The sequence below is a fragment of the Nitrosovibrio sp. Nv4 genome, from assembly GCF_900215485.1.
Lineage (GTDB): Bacteria > Pseudomonadota > Gammaproteobacteria > Burkholderiales > Nitrosomonadaceae > Nitrosospira.
Window position 1 is genome coordinate 827,334 of record NZ_OCMZ01000001.1, and the last position, 17,588, is coordinate 844,921.

Annotated in this window: 17 protein-coding genes and 1 riboswitch; of the genes, 9 read left to right on the plus strand and 8 right to left on the minus strand. The window is 53.5% G+C overall.

The window, feature by feature from the left end:
- Positions 1-171: 171 nt before the first annotated feature.
- Positions 172-594 carry an RNA polymerase-binding protein DksA gene (gene dksA, locus CRO05_RS03685; RefSeq protein WP_097065862.1) on the minus strand — a complete coding sequence of 141 codons (423 nt, stop codon included), beginning with the start codon at positions 592-594 and terminating at the stop codon, positions 172-174.
- Positions 595-1,108: 514 nt separating this feature from the next.
- Here dksA and CRO05_RS03690 point away from each other — a divergent pair.
- From CRO05_RS03690 to CRO05_RS03715, 6 genes are all read left to right on the plus strand, one after another.
- Positions 1,109-1,333: a low-complexity protein gene (locus tag CRO05_RS03690; protein WP_181319732.1), complete on the plus strand. Its 225-nt coding sequence runs from the start codon at positions 1,109-1,111 to the stop codon at positions 1,331-1,333.
- A gap of 169 nt (positions 1,334-1,502) precedes the next feature.
- Positions 1,503-1,910 carry a hypothetical protein gene (locus tag CRO05_RS03695; protein ID WP_097065863.1) on the plus strand — a complete coding sequence of 136 codons (408 nt, stop codon included), beginning with the start codon at positions 1,503-1,505 and terminating at the stop codon, positions 1,908-1,910.
- Positions 1,911-1,922: 12 nt separating this feature from the next.
- Positions 1,923-2,774 (plus strand): DUF692 domain-containing protein, encoded by an 852-nt coding sequence (locus tag CRO05_RS03700; RefSeq protein ID WP_097065864.1) that lies wholly within the window; start codon positions 1,923-1,925, stop codon positions 2,772-2,774.
- Positions 2,755-3,510, plus strand: coding sequence for a DUF2063 domain-containing protein (locus CRO05_RS03705; RefSeq protein WP_097066648.1), 756 nt, complete (start codon positions 2,755-2,757; stop codon positions 3,508-3,510). The genes CRO05_RS03700 and CRO05_RS03705 overlap by 20 nt, the downstream gene beginning before the upstream one ends.
- Before the next feature lie 112 nt (positions 3,511-3,622).
- On the plus strand, positions 3,623-4,255 hold the full coding sequence (locus tag CRO05_RS03710; protein WP_097066649.1) for a bifunctional 2-polyprenyl-6-hydroxyphenol methylase/3-demethylubiquinol 3-O-methyltransferase UbiG: 633 nt from the start codon (positions 3,623-3,625) through the stop codon (positions 4,253-4,255).
- A gap of 22 nt (positions 4,256-4,277) precedes the next feature.
- Complete coding sequence (locus CRO05_RS03715) at positions 4,278-5,471, plus strand: NAD(P)/FAD-dependent oxidoreductase (protein ID WP_097065865.1); 1,194 nt, start codon at positions 4,278-4,280, stop codon at positions 5,469-5,471.
- Between the two features lie 188 nt (positions 5,472-5,659).
- On the opposite strand, the gene CRO05_RS03720 is transcribed toward CRO05_RS03715, so the two are convergent.
- The 6 genes from CRO05_RS03720 to dapF form a co-directional block, all read right to left on the minus strand.
- On the minus strand, positions 5,660-7,003 hold the full coding sequence (locus CRO05_RS03720; RefSeq protein ID WP_097065866.1) for a DEAD/DEAH box helicase: 1,344 nt from the start codon (positions 7,001-7,003) through the stop codon (positions 5,660-5,662).
- Between the two features lie 254 nt (positions 7,004-7,257).
- Positions 7,258-8,589 (minus strand): ATP-dependent protease ATPase subunit HslU, encoded by a 1,332-nt coding sequence (gene hslU / locus CRO05_RS03725; RefSeq protein WP_097065867.1) that lies wholly within the window; start codon positions 8,587-8,589, stop codon positions 7,258-7,260.
- Positions 8,590-8,743: 154 nt separating this feature from the next.
- Positions 8,744-9,283 carry an ATP-dependent protease subunit HslV gene (gene hslV / locus CRO05_RS03730; protein ID WP_097065868.1) on the minus strand — a complete coding sequence of 180 codons (540 nt, stop codon included), beginning with the start codon at positions 9,281-9,283 and terminating at the stop codon, positions 8,744-8,746.
- A gap of 78 nt (positions 9,284-9,361) precedes the next feature.
- Positions 9,362-10,291: a tyrosine recombinase XerC gene (gene xerC / locus CRO05_RS03735; RefSeq protein ID WP_097065869.1), complete on the minus strand. Its 930-nt coding sequence runs from the start codon at positions 10,289-10,291 to the stop codon at positions 9,362-9,364.
- A 19-nt stretch (positions 10,292-10,310) separates the two neighbouring features.
- Positions 10,311-10,979: a DUF484 family protein gene (locus CRO05_RS03740; protein ID WP_097065870.1), complete on the minus strand. Its 669-nt coding sequence runs from the start codon at positions 10,977-10,979 to the stop codon at positions 10,311-10,313.
- Between the two features lie 19 nt (positions 10,980-10,998).
- Complete coding sequence (gene dapF / locus CRO05_RS03745; protein WP_097065871.1) at positions 10,999-11,826, minus strand: diaminopimelate epimerase; 828 nt, start codon at positions 11,824-11,826, stop codon at positions 10,999-11,001.
- Positions 11,827-11,958: 132 nt separating this feature from the next.
- Here dapF and metK point away from each other — a divergent pair, with 132 nt between their 5' ends.
- From metK to metF, 3 genes are all read left to right on the plus strand, one after another.
- Positions 11,959-13,158 carry a methionine adenosyltransferase gene (metK, locus tag CRO05_RS03750; RefSeq protein ID WP_097065872.1) on the plus strand — a complete coding sequence of 400 codons (1,200 nt, stop codon included), beginning with the start codon at positions 11,959-11,961 and terminating at the stop codon, positions 13,156-13,158.
- A gap of 27 nt (positions 13,159-13,185) precedes the next feature.
- Positions 13,186-13,263: riboswitch (S-adenosyl-L-homocysteine riboswitch) on the plus strand.
- 17 nt (positions 13,264-13,280) lie between these two features.
- Positions 13,281-14,756 (plus strand): adenosylhomocysteinase, encoded by a 1,476-nt coding sequence (gene ahcY, locus CRO05_RS03755; protein ID WP_097065873.1) that lies wholly within the window; start codon positions 13,281-13,283, stop codon positions 14,754-14,756.
- A 339-nt stretch (positions 14,757-15,095) separates the two neighbouring features.
- The gene (metF, locus tag CRO05_RS03760; protein WP_097065874.1) at positions 15,096-15,941 is read left to right on the plus strand and encodes a methylenetetrahydrofolate reductase [NAD(P)H]; all 846 of its coding nucleotides are present in this window, start codon (positions 15,096-15,098) and stop codon (positions 15,939-15,941) included.
- Positions 15,942-16,158: 217 nt separating this feature from the next.
- Here the strand turns inward: metF and CRO05_RS03765 are convergent, their stop codons facing one another.
- Positions 16,159-17,406, minus strand: a complete 1,248-nt coding sequence (locus CRO05_RS03765) for an alanine--glyoxylate aminotransferase family protein (protein ID WP_097065875.1) — start codon at positions 17,404-17,406, stop codon at positions 16,159-16,161.
- Between the last annotated feature and the right edge of the window lie 182 nt (positions 17,407-17,588).

The window sequence follows — 17,588 nt, forward strand, 5'->3', positions numbered from 1 at the left end:
CCTTGAACAAAACAGATTCACTCCTGTCTCCGCTCCGCCCCTGTTAAGCGGGCAGGCGCAGATACAGTCAGGTTTCTTCAATGGCATAAAAAAGCCCCGATCGCGAGATAGGGGCTTTTTTTGTAATGTATGATCAAGGTGCGGTAAAAACCAGGCGGATATGGCTTTATTTTATTTAGCCACCTGCTTTTCTCTTATCTCGTCCAGCGTTTTGCAGTCGATGCACAGAGTGGCGGTGGGACGCGCTTCAAGACGTTTAAGACCGATTTCCACGCCGCAACTTTCACAGTAACCGTAATCGCCGGTATCTATTTTGGCAATGGTCTCGTCGATTTTCTTGATCAGCTTGCGTTCACGATCACGATTCCGCAATTCCAGCGCCATGTCTGATTCCTGGCTTGCGCGATCATTAGGGTCGGCGAAAATTGTGGCCTCATCCTGCATGGTGTGAACAGTGCGGTCTATATCTTGCCCCAACTCAACTTTAATGCCTTCCAGTATGCTTCTGAAATGCATAAGCTGCTGGGAGCTCATGTAGCTCTCTCCCTTCTTCGGTTTGTAAGGAAGGGCTTGTTTACGCAGTTCTTGCGGCATTTGTAGTATTCCCTCTATATTCCCAGTTACGTATGAAGACGCTTTTACAGAAAATGATATTATACAGCAAGTAGATTTAATGTCCGGCTTGAAGTGTCATGCACCAAAGTCAATTCGACTCCAATAAGAACCTGAAGGAGAACATAAAAGATAAATTCCGGGAAAATCCGCCGAGAGCAAATTAAAAGGGCATGACTCATATTTTAGAACCTTGTGGATGCCTCCGATCAGCCAGTTCGCATGAAACACACCTTACACGACAGCAGGAATTCTTGCAGAATTCACATTGCTTGGATACCCCCTTGGAAAAAATAAATACGGCATCCCCTTATATGGTTCAAACCGAGCTATCGCGATAGGGCGCTTCTCTTTTCCTTATGGGTCCTGTTCATCGAAAAGTACGACATTGTGTCCCCACTTCTCTCGAAATATATGTTAAATTTCATAAAACTAAACGCGCGACTTCCCAATGAGCAATAACGCAGTATCCACTCATCCCATATAGGAGAACACCATGTCTAGAAAGAAATCCATCATATCCATAGCAGTTGGTTCCGCTTTTGCCGTCACGCTCGGCGCCGTGCCCGTTGCTTCAGCGAATTACAACCCTTTTGGCATGCAACTGCTCGACAAGGGCTATATGATGAGCGACGCCCATCAATATAGCGACAAGAAAGACGGCGAAGGCAAATGCGGCGAGGGAAAGTGCGGCGAAGGCAAGTGCGGTAATGGTAAATAGCTAAAAAATTACCTGCCGTGGGCAAGGCATCTGGTAGCTGCCGCCCATTGTAAGTAAAGTCAAGAAAGCGGGAACAGCTTCCATTGCATGGAGTCTCCTTGCGGAAGCCGGTGCCTGCTCTTCTCAAATTGTGACATAATATTTCGTCCAAAATTTAGGAGACGATACTATGCGCAACAAAAAAACCATGATTTCCCTGGCGGTTGGCTCCGCCTTTGCCGCTACGCTCAGTGCTGTACCCCTCGCCTCGACGGCTAGCCCTTTTGAAATTCAATCCTTGGATAAGGGATACGTCCTGGCTTATGCGGATAAGGTGGACCCCAATAAATACGGTGGAGCGAAATCCGGCGAAGCGAAATCTGGCGAAGGTAGATGCGGCATGTCGATGGTAGACGTCAACAAGGATGGCAAGGTCACCAAGGAAGAATTTCTCAAGCATCACGAAGCGATATTCGACAGAATAGACGCCAATAAGGATGGCGCTGTCGATCAACCTGAAGCCGACAGCTATGGGGGGACCAAACCTGGGCCCAGCTCAGCGCCGTCTACAGCGCCACATGGCGGGATGAAGAAGTAACATCTGTTTACCATGAAAGCCTTGGATTTGGCCAGTGTGGGACTGGGTTTTCGGCGCGAGTTAATTCCAGCGTTAAAAGCCCATGTTCCCGATGCCATCGATTTCTTCGAAATCGCCCCGGAAAACTGGATTGATCTCGGCGGTGTGGCCGGACGTGATTTGCGCAACTTCACTGAGCGCTTCCCGTTCGTCTGCCATGGTCTTTCGTTATCCATCGGTAGTCCGGCGCCATTGGATGAGGTGTTACTGCAAAAGATTCGACAATTCCTGGATCAGCATCACATCCTCTTTTATACCGAGCATCTTTCCTACTGCTCGGACGACGGACATCTATACGATCTCCTTCCAATACCGTTCACTGAAGAAGCAGTGAGCTATGTTGCTGCCCGCGTTCGTCGCGCTCAGGATATTCTGGAGCGCCGCATCGCGCTGGAAAACGCTTCGTTTTACTTGCGTGCACCCATCACGGAAATGAGCGAAGCGGACTTTATCCGTGCTGTATTGACCGAGGCGGATTGCGATCTGCATCTCGACATCAATAACGTCTACGTCAATAGCATAAATCATGACTATGATCCGATAGAGTTCATCCGCGCCATGCCCACCGAACGCATTGTTTACATGCATATGGCCGGCCACCACAATGAAGCGGATAATATCATCATTGATACGCACGGTGCGGACGTGATCGACCCGGTATGGTCATTGCTCGATCAAACGTATTGCATTCACGGCGTGACGCCTACGCTGCTGGAACGTGACTTCAATATCCCTCCCCTGCAAGAGCTGATGCGTGAAGTCGAACGCATTGGCATGGTCCAGACTCGGCATGCCGATGCAAGCCATGTCCGCGCCGCTTCCTGAGTTTCAGCGTTTCCAGTACGCTTTCACCGCGCATATCCGCGACGCCAAGGCGAACCCTTGTCCACGCGGCATTGAAGCGCGGCGTATGCGGATATACAGGAGGCTGGTTTACAATAACCTTGAGAGTTTTCTTCTGGCTTGTTTTCCCGTACTAAGAAAGGTGCTGGGGGCACGCCGATGGGAACGGCTCGTGCGCGGGTTCCTCGCCACACATCACAGCCGCTCTCCTTTTTTTCGCCAAATTCCGGATGAGTTTGTCCAATTCCTGCAGAGCGATGGGACTATACCTGCGAATTATCCGGAATTCGTGCTGGAACTCGCGCACTACGAATGGGTAGAGCTCGCGCTTTCTGTTTCAGCGGACACTCCCGCCTGGGAGGCGATCGATCCGGAAGGCAACTTGCTGGAACAGCGTCCGGTTTTAAATCCGGTGCTTGCCAACCTGCGGTATAACTGGCCTGTACATCGCATTGGTCCGCGCGTTCGAGTCACCCCAGCAGAAACCTGCTTGCTGGTATTCCGTAATTCCAGCGACCAGGTTCGCTTTACTGAAATCAATGCGTTTACCTCGCGTCTGATAGATCTTCTTGCGCCTGCCGAGCAAACGGGTCGAGCGGCGCTTGAAATCGTCGCTGCTGAAAGCCGCCATCCCTCGCCCGGAATGGTGATTCAGGGAGGGCTGGAAATCATGCGCGATTTGCAAGTGCGTGGTGCATTGCTGGGCGTTTCTAAATAGTGGCTTTATTGTTCCATTGCGAATCCACCGGTTGCCAGGCTGAACTATTACGCCCTTGCATTGCAAATGCCGCGCCAAGCGTTTTTATTTCGCACGCGGGCCCCGCGCGCACATGAAATCCCATCCGGCAAACCTCGGAAAAATTTCCGATCTTACAGTGGCTCACTACAATGAGCGTGCGGAGGCCTTCTGGGAGGGCACGAAAGACCACGATGTCGGGCAAAATATTGCTGCGTTGCTGCAGCACATCAAAGTCGACCCGCCTTGCAAGATATTGGATTTTGGCTGCGGGCCGGGCCGCGACCTCAAGCTTTTTTCGCAACTCGGCCATATCGCAGTGGGACTGGAGGGCGCCGGACGTTTTGTCGACATGGCTCGCAGCCATAGCGGCTGTGAAGTCTGGCACCAGGATTTTCTAAGGCTCGACCTGCCGGACGAGTACTTCGATGGCGTATTCGCCAATGCTTCGCTGTTTCATGTTCCAGGTTCTGAACTGCCACGTATACTGAAGGAGCTTTGGGCGACATTGAAACCGGGCGGCGTATTATTCAGTTCCAACCCGCGCGGCAGCGGCGAGGAGGGTTGGAATCAGGGACGTTACAGCGTATACCACGATATCGAAAGCTGGAGACGCTACATGGCCGACGCGGATTTCGTCGAACTAACCCATTACTACCGGCCAGAGGGTTTGCCCCGCGAACAGCAGCCGTGGCTGGCTAGCGTCTGGCGTAAAGCGGCTGGATAACAGCAAGCTGCCGTGTACTCACATGCCATTAAAAAAAGATGTAGTAGTGATAGGCGCTGGCGCGGCGGGGATGATGTGCGCCATCGAAGCCGGAAAGCGCGGACGTTCAGTATTGCTGCTGGATCATGCGAGCAAGCTGGCCGAAAAAATTCGTATCTCCGGTGGAGGACGGTGTAATTTCACCAATCGCCACACCGGCCCGGACAACTTCCTCTCGCACAACCCGAATTTCTGCCGATCCGCACTGGCCCGCTTTACCCCCCAGGATTTTGTCGCTTTGGTGGAAAAACATCACATCCCTTATCACGAGAAGAAGCTGGGACAATTATTTTGCGACGGTAGCTCCCAGCAAATCATCGATCTGCTGCGGCATGAGTGCGACGCCGCAGGCGTTGCATGGCAGATGCCATGCCGGGTAAACAATGTGAGCCGTGTCAACGGGGCCAGCGCTGGGTTCATGCTGGAAACCGACCGGGGGACATTGACCTCCGACACATTGGTGATCGCAACCGGAGGCCTTTCCATCCCCCAGATCGGCGCAAGTGCTTACGGCTATCGTATCGCAGAGCAGTTCAATATCACCATTACGCCGCTGCGACCGGCGCTGGTCCCGCTGATCTTCGCACCCGAGCAATTGGATGGTTTTTCGACACTTCCCGGAATTGCGGTCGATGCGGCAGTGAGCTGTAACGGAGCCCGTTTCCGCGACGGCCTGTTAATCACACACCGCGGTTTGAGCGGCCCGGCGATATTGCAGATTTCTTCATATTGGCAACCGGGAACACCGATTCATATCGACCTGTTACCGGATCTTGACGTCACCTCATGGCTTTTTGATCAAAAACATAGCAGTGCGCTGTTATCCAATTTGTTAACGCAACATCTCCCCCGCCGGCTTGCAGAGGCTTGGGTCAAAGCCACCATCCCCGAACAGGCAGAGGTCCCGGTAAACCGGTATGGTAACAAGGCATTGAAGCAGATCGCTGCACAGCTTCATGACTGGCAGGTCATCCCGGACGGCACGGCAGGCTACAAGAAGGCGGAAGTGACGCTGGGCGGGGTGGATACTCGCGAGTTATCGTCCAAAACCATGGAAGCGAAGAAAGTGCCCGGACTTTATTTCGTCGGTGAAGTAGTTGACGTGACGGGACATCTGGGCGGATTCAATTTTCAATGGGCCTGGGCGTCCGGTTACGCGGCGGGGCAGTTCGTGTAGTTCCGCTTCCATTTCATCAGCGTCAGCGGTACATTCGACCCTTATCCCTCTCGTTGGTACAGTCGCCGGAATGTCCGCCGAAAAGGATGCATTCCAATGGTCGAAAGGTGGTACTGCTCAAACGGTATGTTATCCGGACTCGGACTCGTCTTCTTGCTTCCTGCTAGGTCGGAATGGGAAAAATCGGATTAACGGCCACGTCCGCCCGAACGATGCAGCGCAGGTGCGCGCCCGCCGACCGGTCCGGCCATAGGTATCCGCGCCGCAGGGGCCTTGCTACCTGGCTGGCCTCTTCGTTGACCATGTCCGGATAGCCCGGGCAGCCCGCTTCGTATAGGGCGCTGTCCCCCGCCGCTACCATTCACAATCGGCTCGGCCCTGATGCGGGGGTCTGGCTCGAAACCAGCGATAACTTTGCTGGATAGCTCCCGTTTGATCAACCTTTCGATATCCGTCAGCAGCTTGCGCTCATCCACGCACACTAGCGAGACGGCATCTCCTTCCGCTCCGGCGCGGCCAGTACGTCCGATGCGATGCACATAATCCTCCGGCACGTTGGGCAATTCAAAGTTGACCACATGCGGTAATTCGCTGATATCGATTCCGCGGGCAGCAATGTCGGTTGCTACCAGGACCTGCAGGCTGCCGGTCTTGAATTCCGCCAATGCCCGAGTACGCGCCGACTGGCTTTTGTTGCCGTGTATGGCGAGCGATGGAATGCCGCTTGCGACCAGATGCTCAGCCAGTTTATTGGCTCCATGCTTGGTGCGGGTAAATACCAGCACCTGCGACCACTGGTGCTGCGTGATAAGATGGGCAAGCAGGTCGCGCTTTCGTTCACGATCCACCGGGTGAACGATATGCGTCACGTTGTCGGCAGTCGCATTGCGACGTGCGACTTCAATTTTTACCGGCTTGTTTAGCAGGCCGCCGGCCAGCGACTGGATCTCGTCGGAAAAAGTGGCCGAGAACAGCAGATTCTGCCGCTGTTTGGGCAACAGCGCGAGTATCTTTTTTATATCGCGAATGAAACCCATGTCGAGCATGCGATCGGCTTCGTCCAGCACAAGGATCTCTACCTGCGACAAATCGAGCGTTTTTTGCTGCACATGATCGAGCAAGCGCCCTGGAGTGGCGACCAGAATATCCACGCGGCTTTTCAGGCGGGTGATCTGCGGATTGATGTTGACCCCGCCTATCATAATCATCGAACTCAGCTTCAGGTATTTGCCATACTCCCGTACGCTTTCCTCCACCTGTGCCGCCAGTTCGCGTGTGGGGACGAGAATCAACGCACGTATGGGCGGTCGGCCGCTGGATGGCCCCTTGACGCTTTTGTCGGACAGGCGATGCAGGATGGGCAAGGTAAATCCAGCGGTCTTGCCAGTGCCGGTTTGAGCCCCGGCCATCAAGTCGCAGCCAACCAGCACAGCGGGGATCGCTTGCAACTGGATGGGAGTCGGGTTGGTATAGCCGCGTTCAGTCACGGCACGGATAATTTCATCGGACAGGCCGAAGGTAGAGAAAGACATAGAACTCCAAGGTAACATCGGCCTGTCGTCCCGGTTACGAGACGCCAGTCTTAGGCAGACGGGTAAAGTTTGAAAAACGGAAAGGACGGCGTGAAGACGTGGAGCGAACGCCGCAGGTTGGGATTGTAACAGATTACGTGCCGGTGCGCCGGTTGGCTGAGATGCATTTCTTTTACACGAGGCCGGAATCAGGAATTACTGAATCAGTCCTCCGGTTGCCACGCGCTACAAGAAAGACCTGTTCAGGGCTTGCTTTAAAGCACGTAGCGGGCTAAATCCTCGCTTTGGGACAAGCTTTGGAGCCGGGCATCCACATAGGCGGCATCAATGACAACCGTATTACCGCGATGTTTTTCGGCATCGAAGGAAACCTCTTCCAGAAGCTTCTCCATCGCGGTATAAAGGCGCCTTGCGCCGATATTCTCGGTCGTTTCGTTGACGGCAAAGGCAATCTCCGCCAAGCGCTTTACCGCATCGGGTGTAAATTCCAGCTTGATTCCTTCAGTTTCCAGGAGCGCCTCGTATTGCCGTGTCAGACATGCATCCGTATTGGTGAGGATTTGTACAAAATCGTCAGCGCTAAGACTTGCAAGTTCGACACGAATGGGAAAGCGTCCCTGCAATTCCGGAATCAGATCCGAGGGCTTTGCGAGGTGGAATGCGCCACTTGCGATAAAAAGAATATGATCCGTCTTGATCATTCCGTACTTGGTGGAAACCGTAGTACCTTCCACTAATGGCAGCAGGTCACGCTGGACCCCCTGACGCGATACGTCGGCTCCCGTACTTTCGGAGCGGCTCGTAATCTTATCGATCTCGTCAAGGAAGACGATGCCGTTCTGCTCAACGTTCTGCACGGCGCCCAGTTTCAGCTCTTCATCATTGACGAGTTTGGATGCTTCTTCATCGATAATGAGTTTCATCGCCTCGCCAATTCTCAGCTTGCGTGTTTTTTTTCTTTCCCCGCCCAGATTCTGGAACATCCCTTGAATTTGAGTAGTCAATTCCTCCATGCCGGGCGGAGCAAAGATTTCCATATGGCTATGCGCCGCCGCCACCTCGATTTCGATTTCCTTGTCATTGAGCTCTCCCTCCCGCAATTTCTTGCGGAACTTCTGCCGGGTGGCATTTTCCCCGTCAGCGGCTTCCGCTTGCAAACCCATTTCCCTTGCTGAGGGCAGCAGTACGTCGAGAATGCGCTCTTCGGCGTGATCTTCAGCGCGGGCGCGCATTTTATGCGTTTCCCGTTCACGCGACAATTTGACCGCGGACTCCGCCAGGTCGCGAATAATGGAATCCACGTCGCGCCCGACATAACCCACCTCGGTGAATTTGGTTGCCTCCACCTTGATGAAAGGCGCATCGGCCAGTTTCGCCAGACGGCGGGCGATTTCGGTCTTGCCTACGCCGGTAGGCCCGATCATCAAAATATTTTTTGGCGTAATCTCCTGGCGCAAGGGGTCCATTACCTGTTGTCGGCGCCAGCGATTTCTGAGGGCAATGGCAACTGATCGCTTGGCGGCATCCTGCCCTATGATGTGCTTGTCCAGCTCGTGGACGATTTCCTGTGGAGTCAGTTGAGACATGATTTCAGGTCAATGTTAAATGCAAGAAATGAGAAATATCGGATAGGCGAAGCGCCGCGTCTTGCCTGGGTATTCATTTGAGAGGAGTTGCTTTTGTTCCCTGGGGCTTCACCTCTTGTTACACCTTATATACCTGATCTACCGCTCAGGGTTTTCACGTTTCAAGCACCTCGATTACATGGTTCTGATTTGTATAGATACATAGGTCGCCCGCGATGGACAGGGACTTCTTGACGATTTCCAACGGCATCATACTGGTATTCTCCAGAAGCGCGCGAGCGGCAGAGTGAGCATAAGACCCGCCGCTACCAATCGCAGCAATCCCGAACTCAGGCTCAATCACATCCCCGGAGCCAGTAATAATGAGGGTGGTTGATGGATCGGCTACGATCAGCATCGCTTCCAGTCGCCGCAAAATGCGATCGGTGCGCCAATCCTTCGCCAGTTCCACGGCCGATCGCATAAGGTGGCCCTGATGCCTTTCCAGCTTACCTTCAAAGCGCTCAAACAAGGTAAAGGCATCAGCTGTTCCCCCCGCGAATCCGGCGAGGATCTTGTCGTGGTAAAGCCTGCGTACCTTGCGGGCGCTAGCCTTTGCTACAACGGCGCCCAAGGTTACCTGGCCATCGCCTCCGAGTGCGACCTGATTCCCGCGTCGCGCCGAAAGTATGGTTGTACCGTGATGTTCTGGCATGGTTAGCGCGAGATGATTGGAAGCGAGGATTATAACGCTGATTCGCAGAGAAAATACAAACTGAATGGTTACCGGAAGTCAGCTCCTTTCGTTCTTCCTGGCCCGCGGATGGGCGGCATCGTAGACTTTTGACAAATGTTGAAAATCAAGATGAGTATAAATCTGCGTGGTGCTGATGCTGGCGTGTCCCAACATTTCCTGGACCGCCCGTAAATCCCCACTTGACTGCAGCAGGTGCGACGCAAATGAATGCCGCAGCACGTGGGGATGGATATTGACGCTGACTCCCTGCCGTACCGCCAGAATTTTGAGCCTCTGACTAATGGATCTGTGACTGATATTTCTGCCGTATCGGGACAGAAACAGCGCTGCCTCGCCGGGTTTCGCCAGCGTCTCACGCTGTATCATCCACTGGCGCAAAACCAGCACTGCTTTACTGCCCACGGGCACGACACGGGTTTTTCCGCCTTTGCCGGTAACACGCGCCGTTCCCTCAGACAGACTCAAATCTCCAGGTTTCAGGCTGGCGAGCTCTGCCAGCCGCAAACCTGACGAATAGCATAGCTCGAACATGGCCTTGTCCCGCAATGCCATAAGGTCGTCGATAGGGAACTCCAGCAGCTTCGCCGCCTCGTCAGGCGAAAGCGTGCGAGGTAGGGGTTTCGGGGATTTTGGGGCGCGTATTCCGGCGCAGGGATTGCATGCATAGCCATGATCCCGTGCCAGGTATTTGTAAAAGCCGCGCCATGCCGATAACATTCTGGCCAGACTTCTGCCGGAAAAGCCGGCCGCATGAAGTTGGGCGACAAAACGGCGGATATGATGAATCTGGAGTTGATCGAGCGATGCTCCTGTTTCCGCTTCCTTCTTCGTTCCTTGTACATGCTTTAACAGCACACCAATATCGCGCGCGTAGCTTTCGCAGGTAAGCGGTGATAAACGGCGTTCCCTGGAAAGATGGAAGAGATAGGCAGAGGCAAGTTCGGAATGACCGTTAACGGATGTCATATTTGTCCTTCGCTTCTTCCTAACCTTCAGCCTGCGTAAAACGTGCCAATGCGGCGCTTACCAGTTCACCAAGCTGCGTCAGGTAAACTGTCCCCATGTTTACATAAAATCGTTGAGGATCCTCGCTGCCCATTACCAGCAGGCCGGCGACTTGATCAGTCCGCAGAGCCACCTTCGCGAAAGAACGCAGGCGAGCGGCATCCTCCTCTCCAAACCAGCTTCTAATCTCGTCCAGAATATGTGGACCGCAGTAAGGGTGCGACAGGCCCTCGGCCAGGACGTGAACATCAGGACTGACTGGCGCTAATTCCGGTAGTGCCGGACCTTCGGTCGATCTATTCCACAATCGTAGCGCCGTATGAGGTACGGAAAAATCTTCGCGCAGATGAAAGTTCAGACCATGCAGAAAATCAGCCAGATGGCTGAAAGAAAGTAGCGCAACGGCCAGACGGTGCATTTTTTCGGTGATAGCGCTGTTCTCTTCACCAAATCTGATCAATTCGCCCAATTTGTCCTGCAGGATGCGATTTTTATCCCGAAGCGCGACAATCTGGCGTTCGCTGATAGGAATGGCTCTGCCGCCGTGAGGATGGGGCACCTGAATCTCCGCCAGCATATCTGCATATTCCTCGAAGAATTCGGGATGTTGCCGCAGGTATTGGGCTACTTCTTCCGAACTGAATTTCATGTTTCTTCCTGTCTGCATCCTATAAGTTGATCTCTCCATCAAACACGGCGACTGCGGGGCCGGTCATAAAGACCGGTTCATTTTCACCTTCCCACCGGATAAATAAATCTCCATTCCGAAAGCTGACTTTCACCGATGATTCCAGTAGCCCACGCTGGATTCCCGCCACCACGGCGGCACACGCGCCGGTACCGCATGCAAGCGTTTCACGAGCGCCCCGCTCATAAACCCGCAACCGGATGTGATGGCGGTCGACCACCTGCATATAGCCGGCGTTCACTCGTTGAGGAAAACGCGGATGGCGCTCAATCAGCGCACCTTCCGTCAATACCGGAGCGTGATCTATGTCGGGCACCAATTGCACTGCATGCGGGTTGCCTATGGATACGGTACTGATTTCCAATTGTTTGCCGTCGATATCGAGTGGATAAGTCAGCGTACGCTTCTCGGCAACGAAAGGAATTTCTCGCGGCTCAAATCTCGGTACACCCATATTGACGGTAACTTCCCCATTTGGCTCCAATCTGGGAATAATAATGCCGCTCAGTGTCTCTACCCGAATTTCATTCTTGGTTGTCATGCCGCGGTCATGCACATAGCGAACAAAACAGCGCGCGCCATTGCCGCACTGCTCCACTTCCCCGCCATCGGCGTTAAATATGCGATAGCGAAAATCAGCATCGCCTTCCGCTGTTTCTATCAGCAGAATCTGATCACAGCCAACGCCCAAATGACGGTCCGCAAGATGGCTCAATTGTTTGGCATTGAGGGAAACCAATTGTCGTATGCCGTCAATGACAACGAAATCATTGCCCAGGCCATGCATTTTGGTGAATTTGAGTTTCATGAACAATAGCCGAAAGGAGATCGACGCGAGGCATAAAAAGCGGAATATCATTCACCCCGTTATTTCGTCTTCTTAATGCGCGCGTAATTTGGTATTCTACAGTCCTTTACGACTAAAAATGGCTGGGACAACATGAACGAATATCTTTTTACTTCCGAATCCGTGTCCGAGGGTCATCCCGACAAGGTGGCTGATCAGATTTCCGATTCAATCCTGGACGCCATCCTGGCACAGGATCCCAATGCACGGGTTGCCTGCGAGACGCTGTGCAGTACCGGTTTGATTGTAATGTCGGGTGAAATCACCACGGAGGCCAATGTTGACTATATGCAGGTTGCGCGTGCGGCGGTCAAACGTATCGGATACAACAGTTCCGATATCGGCTTTGATCATCATACCTGCGCGGTGCTGACGGCCTTCAATAAACAATCTCCCGATATCGCCCAGGGGGTCAACCGCACGAAGGAAGAAGAGATGGAGCAGGGCGCGGGCGATCAGGGTCTCATGTTCGGCTATGCCTGCGATGAAACGCCACAATTGATGCCGATGCCCATCTATTATGCCCATCGCCTGATGGAGCGACAGGCGGAACTGAGAAAAGATGGGCGCTTGCCGTGGTTGCGTCCGGATGCAAAGTCGCAGGTTTCGGTGCGCTATCTGAATGGCAAACCACAACGGATCGACACAGTGGTGATATCTACCCAGCATCACCCCGACATTCCCCACGAGCAACTGAGCGAAGCGGTAATCGAAGAAATTATCAAGCCGGTGATTCCAAAAAAAATGCTGAATGGGGCGACTCGTTACCTCATCAATCCCACAGGACGCTTCGTTGTGGGCGGCCCGATGGGCGATTGCGGCCTGACCGGGCGCAAGATTATCGTGGACAGCTACGGCGGGACGGCGCATCACGGCGGTGGCGCTTTCTCGGGCAAAGATCCATCCAAGGTAGATCGTTCCGCAGCCTATGCGGGGCGTTACGTGGCCAAGAACATCGTTGCGGCTGGTATTGCCAGCAGATGTGAAGTGCAGATGGCCTATGCTATTGGAGTGGCGCGTCCGGTTTCACTGATGGTCGATACTTTCGGGACAGGAAAGATTTCCGACCAGGAAATCGTCAGGCTGATCGAGCGTCATTTTGACTTGCGTCCGCGTGGCATTATTCATGGTCTCGATCTTCTGCGCCCGATTTACCAGAAGACCGCTGCGTATGGCCATTTCGGGCGGGATGAACCGGAATTCACCTGGGAGGCCACAGATAAAGCCGCCCAACTGCGTGCCGAAGCGGGAATCGAAGCCGCAATGGAACAGACAATAAGCCTTCAGGCGTAAGTTTTCAAAGTTAGCTTCAATCCCTTCCAGGCCGAGGAGCGCTGCAACGGGCACAGTCCCGCGAGGCTCGGCAGGGGAGGATCGCAACAACGGCGCTCGTTCATCTTTTAGGAGATTATTTTATGAACGCTGTGCTCAGTTCTATATCCGCATCCGCATCCGCCTCTACACCCACGAGTAACGAATTTTCCGATTATAAAGTTGCAGATATGTCGTTGGCGGGATGGGGACGCAAGGAAATTGCCATCGCCGAAACAGAGATGCCCGGTTTGATGGCGTTACGCGAAGAACACGCTGACACAAAGCCTTTGGCGGGCGCGCGCATTGCGGGTTCGCTCCACATGACCATTCAGACGGCAGTGTTGATCGAAACGCTGATCAAACTGGGTGCACAAGTGCGCTGGGCTTCCTGCAATATTTTTTCTACCCAGGACCATGCCGCGGCAGCCATTGCCGCGGAAGGCATTCCAGTGTTCGCCTACAAGGGCGAATCGCTGGATGACTACTGGGAATATACCCATCGTATTTTCGAGTGGCCATCCGAAGATGGCGCGTCCGATGGAGGCAGCGCCCCCAACATGATTCTGGATGATGGCGGCGACGCAACATTGCTGATTATTCTCGGTAGCAGAGCGGAAAGCGATTCGTCAGTTATTGCCAATCCCACCAATGAGGAAGAACATGCCTTGTTTGCGGCCATCCGGAAGCGGCTGAGTACCAGTCCTGGCTGGTATTCCAGCAAGCGCGCCAGCATTCGTGGCGTAACGGAGGAAACCACTACCGGCGTTCACCGTTTGTACGAAATGCAGAAAAAAGGTGAACTGCCGTTTCCGGCGTTCAACGTCAACGACTCGGTCACCAAGTCCAAGTTCGATAACCTTTATGGTTGCCGTGAGTCGCTGGTCGATGGGATCAAACGGGCCACCGATGTCATGATCGCCGGCAAGATAGCGCTGATCTGCGGTTACGGCGACGTAGGCAAGGGTTGTGCCCAATCCCTGCGCGGTCTCGGCGCAACCGTATGGATAACAGAGATAGACCCGATTTGTGCACTGCAAGCGGCAATGGAGGGCTATCGCGTAGTTACCATGGACGAAGTCTGCGATCAGGTCGATATCTTTGTCACCGCCACTGGCAATCTGCGCGTTATTACCCATGACCACATGCTGAGAATGAAAGACCAGGCTATCGTGTGCAATATCGGCCATTTCGATTCCGAGATAGATATTGCGTCCGTACAGAAATATCAGTGGGAAAATATCAAGCCACAGGTGGACCACGTCATTTTCCCGACAGGCCGACGCATCATTGTACTGGCCCAGGGCCGACTGGTGAATCTGGGCTGTGCGACCGGCCATCCCTCTTTTGTCATGTCCAGTTCGTTCACCAATCAGGTGCTGGCACAAATGGAGTTGTGGCAAAATGGTGCCAGCTATCAGAAGAATGTTTATGTACTGCCCAAGCATCTCGACGAGAAAGTAGCGCGGCTACACATCAAAAAGCTCGGTGTAAAACTCACCGAATTGACCGAGGAGCAAGCGAGCTACCTGAACCTGGACAAAAACGGACCGTACAAGCCTGCAATGTATCGGTACTAGCTTTCAGGTTGCGGCGGCGCCGGAGCAGGTAAATGGCGGATAAAGCTTTTATCTTCTCCGCGCGTGCCGCGGCAGGTCCACGTATTTCATCAGATCAGCCTCGACGATTGCCGTAACGGCATGAATAAGGGGAATAGGGGGTCGGGCTCAACAGGGCTGGAATACGGAAATCCAGTCTATCCACCCCACCTTCGCCGATGCTGGGCTTTACGGTGTTTTCGCGTCCCTGCTTCGCTTCCAACTCAATTATGGACCTGGGGTGACGACGGATCCGCCAATTGACTGGCGACTCTGCCCCGCCATCATTCACGACCGCGTGAAATATTCGGGCTAGCTAAAATGGAATCACAAAAAAAATTCGCTCCCACCTTCAGCTTCGAGTTTTTTCCACCGCAAACGGCGGAGGGAATCGAGAAGTTGCGGGCCACTCGCAGGCAACTGGCGCAACTTGATCCAAAGTTCTTTTCAGTGACCTTTGGCGCAGGGGGATCGACGCGCGATCGAACCCTTGAAACGGTGCTGGAAATCCAGTCAGAGGGGTATGTGGCTGCGCCCCATCTTTCCTGTATTGGCGCAACCAGCGAAAACATCCGGACCATGTTGCAAAAATATCGCGATGGGGGTATTCGCCACGTGATCGCGCTGCGAGGCGATCTACCCTCAGGCATGGCACAGGGTGGGGAATTTCGCTACGCCAATGAATTGGTCACATTCATCCGCAAGGAGTTTGACGACGCATTTCATATCGATGTTGCGTCATATCCTGAATACCATCCACAGGCTGATTCCGTGCAGAAAGATTTGCAGAACTTCAAGCGCAAGGTTGAAGCTGGGGCCGACTCCGTTATTACGCAATATTTCTACAATGCGGATGCCTACTTCAGTTTTGTTGACGCATGCGAAGCGATGGGCATCAATATCCCCATCGTGCCCGGCATCATGCCCATCAACAAATTTTCCCAGCTCGCAAGATTCTCGGACGCCTGCGGCGCTGAAATTCCCCGCTGGATCAGAAAAAAGCTGGAAAGTTATGGAGACGACAGTGCATCAATACGCGCATTCGGGCTGGATATCGTAACCGATCTGTGCGATCGATTGCTGAGTGCAGGCGCACCGGGACTGCATTTTTATACCTTGAACTCGGCAGGGTTGACGACGACGATCTGGCAGCGGCTGGGATTGTAAGACCACGGGATAAGACTTGAATGGCCCAAGAGTTGTAAGAGCTGCAGGAGAGTTGCAGGGTGTAATAAACAAGGCGCATTACACCATATAGACCAGTCACCCGCGCCTCGTCTCCGCCTTTGGCTACGCCATGCTTACATAAACCACCATTGCCCCGGCAAGCCCCCGCTGGCAAAAGCGGAGGCTTGTTCCGAAGTTCTTTTACCTGCTCAACTAATCAAGCCGCCACCTTGGCAGAACTTTTACTTTCCACCGGCAGTGGGTTGGCGGCATAGGCGTAATGCGCTGCGGATTCCGCAGCGCCATATTCGATTTTTACCCCCATATCGGAAAATACGGTTTCCAGCGCACCCAGGCAAAGCATTACATTTTCGATCCTGCTCGAATAACCCATCAAGCCAAAACGCCAGATTTTGCCCGCGAAATCGCCCAAGCCGGCGCCGATTTCGAGATCATAGTCAGCGATCAGCCGACGGCGAACCTCCTTCTCATCTATGCCTTCCGGCACATGCACGGAGTTGAGCTGTGGCAGACGTGATTTTTCTTCTACCAGATATTTCATGCCGAGAATTTCCAGTCCTGCTTTCAGCGCGATGTGGTTGCGCTGATGACGCGCCCAGGAATGTTCCAACCCTTCTTCGTACAGCATCACCAGTGATTCGTGCAATGCGTAAAGCGCATTGGTGGGAGCGGTATGATGGTATGTGCGAGTGGTTCCCCAATACCCCAACAGCAGGTTCAAATCCATGAACCAGCTTTGTACTTTTGTTTTGCGATTCTTGACCAGATCCACGACACGCTCCGAAAAACTGATGGGCGACAGGCCCGGCGGACAGGACAGGCATTTCTGGCTGCCGGAGTAAATCGCATCGATTTTCCATTCGTCGACCTTGAGGGGGGAACCACCCAGCGAAGTGACCGTATCCACAATAGTGAGGCAATTGTGGCGATGAGCGATCTCGCAAAGTGTTTTTGCGTCAGACAGCGCGCCGGTGGATGTCTCGGCGTGGACAAAAGCGACGATCTTCGCATCGGGATTCTGTTTCAATGCGTCTTCCACCTTCTGCGGGTCAACCGGTGCTCCCCACTTGTCTTCCACGACCACTGCGGTACCGCCGCAGCGCTGCACATTCTCGATCATGCGCCCGCCAAATACACCGTTGCGGCAGACGATCACCTTGTCGCCAGGGTTGACCATATTGACAAAGCACATTTCCATCCCGACCGAGCCTGGGCCGGAAACAGGAAAAGTCAGCAGATTGGATGTTTGAAAAGCGTAACGCAGCAGGCTTTTCAGTTCCTCCATCATATCCGTGAATACTGGATCGAGATGACCCAGCGTGGGGCGGGCCATCGCGGACAATACTCGAGGATGCGTGTCGGACGGACCTGGTCCCATCAAAGTACGCTGTGGCGGATAAAACGTGCTGATCTTTTTGGCTGGATAGAAATTTTTAGTGGTCATGGATAATCCTGAGAAGAGTGGTGGACGGAATTAATTGAAGAGGACAGGCCAATTCTATCAAGTGAACGGAGATTTTGCTATCCGGCCACCGAACTGCTCCTGTTTTCATTACTAGCCCAATGTCATGTCCTGCGCGTTCCGGATGTGCCGAAGTATTTTGGTCGCGAAGCCGACTGGCCGCC

Coding starts and splice junctions, on each gene's coding strand:
- dksA (WP_097065862.1), bottom strand. CDS start 594: ATGCCGCAAGAACTGCGTAAACAAGCCCTTCCTTACAAACCGAAGAAG.
- CRO05_RS03690 (WP_181319732.1), top strand. CDS start 1,109: ATGTCTAGAAAGAAATCCATCATATCCATAGCAGTTGGTTCCGCTTTT.
- CRO05_RS03695 (WP_097065863.1), top strand. CDS start 1,503: ATGCGCAACAAAAAAACCATGATTTCCCTGGCGGTTGGCTCCGCCTTT.
- CRO05_RS03700 (WP_097065864.1), top strand. CDS start 1,923: ATGAAAGCCTTGGATTTGGCCAGTGTGGGACTGGGTTTTCGGCGCGAG.
- CRO05_RS03705 (WP_097066648.1), top strand. CDS start 2,755: ATGTCCGCGCCGCTTCCTGAGTTTCAGCGTTTCCAGTACGCTTTCACC.
- CRO05_RS03710 (WP_097066649.1), top strand. CDS start 3,623: ATGAAATCCCATCCGGCAAACCTCGGAAAAATTTCCGATCTTACAGTG.
- CRO05_RS03715 (WP_097065865.1), top strand. CDS start 4,278: ATGCCATTAAAAAAAGATGTAGTAGTGATAGGCGCTGGCGCGGCGGGG.
- CRO05_RS03720 (WP_097065866.1), bottom strand. CDS start 7,003: ATGTCTTTCTCTACCTTCGGCCTGTCCGATGAAATTATCCGTGCCGTG.
- hslU (WP_097065867.1), bottom strand. CDS start 8,589: ATGTCTCAACTGACTCCACAGGAAATCGTCCACGAGCTGGACAAGCAC.
- hslV (WP_097065868.1), bottom strand. CDS start 9,283: ATGCCAGAACATCACGGTACAACCATACTTTCGGCGCGACGCGGGAAT.
- xerC (WP_097065869.1), bottom strand. CDS start 10,291: ATGACATCCGTTAACGGTCATTCCGAACTTGCCTCTGCCTATCTCTTC.
- CRO05_RS03740 (WP_097065870.1), bottom strand. CDS start 10,979: ATGAAATTCAGTTCGGAAGAAGTAGCCCAATACCTGCGGCAACATCCC.
- dapF (WP_097065871.1), bottom strand. CDS start 11,826: ATGAAACTCAAATTCACCAAAATGCATGGCCTGGGCAATGATTTCGTT.
- metK (WP_097065872.1), top strand. CDS start 11,959: ATGAACGAATATCTTTTTACTTCCGAATCCGTGTCCGAGGGTCATCCC.
- ahcY (WP_097065873.1), top strand. CDS start 13,281: ATGAACGCTGTGCTCAGTTCTATATCCGCATCCGCATCCGCCTCTACA.
- metF (WP_097065874.1), top strand. CDS start 15,096: ATGGAATCACAAAAAAAATTCGCTCCCACCTTCAGCTTCGAGTTTTTT.
- CRO05_RS03765 (WP_097065875.1), bottom strand. CDS start 17,406: ATGACCACTAAAAATTTCTATCCAGCCAAAAAGATCAGCACGTTTTAT.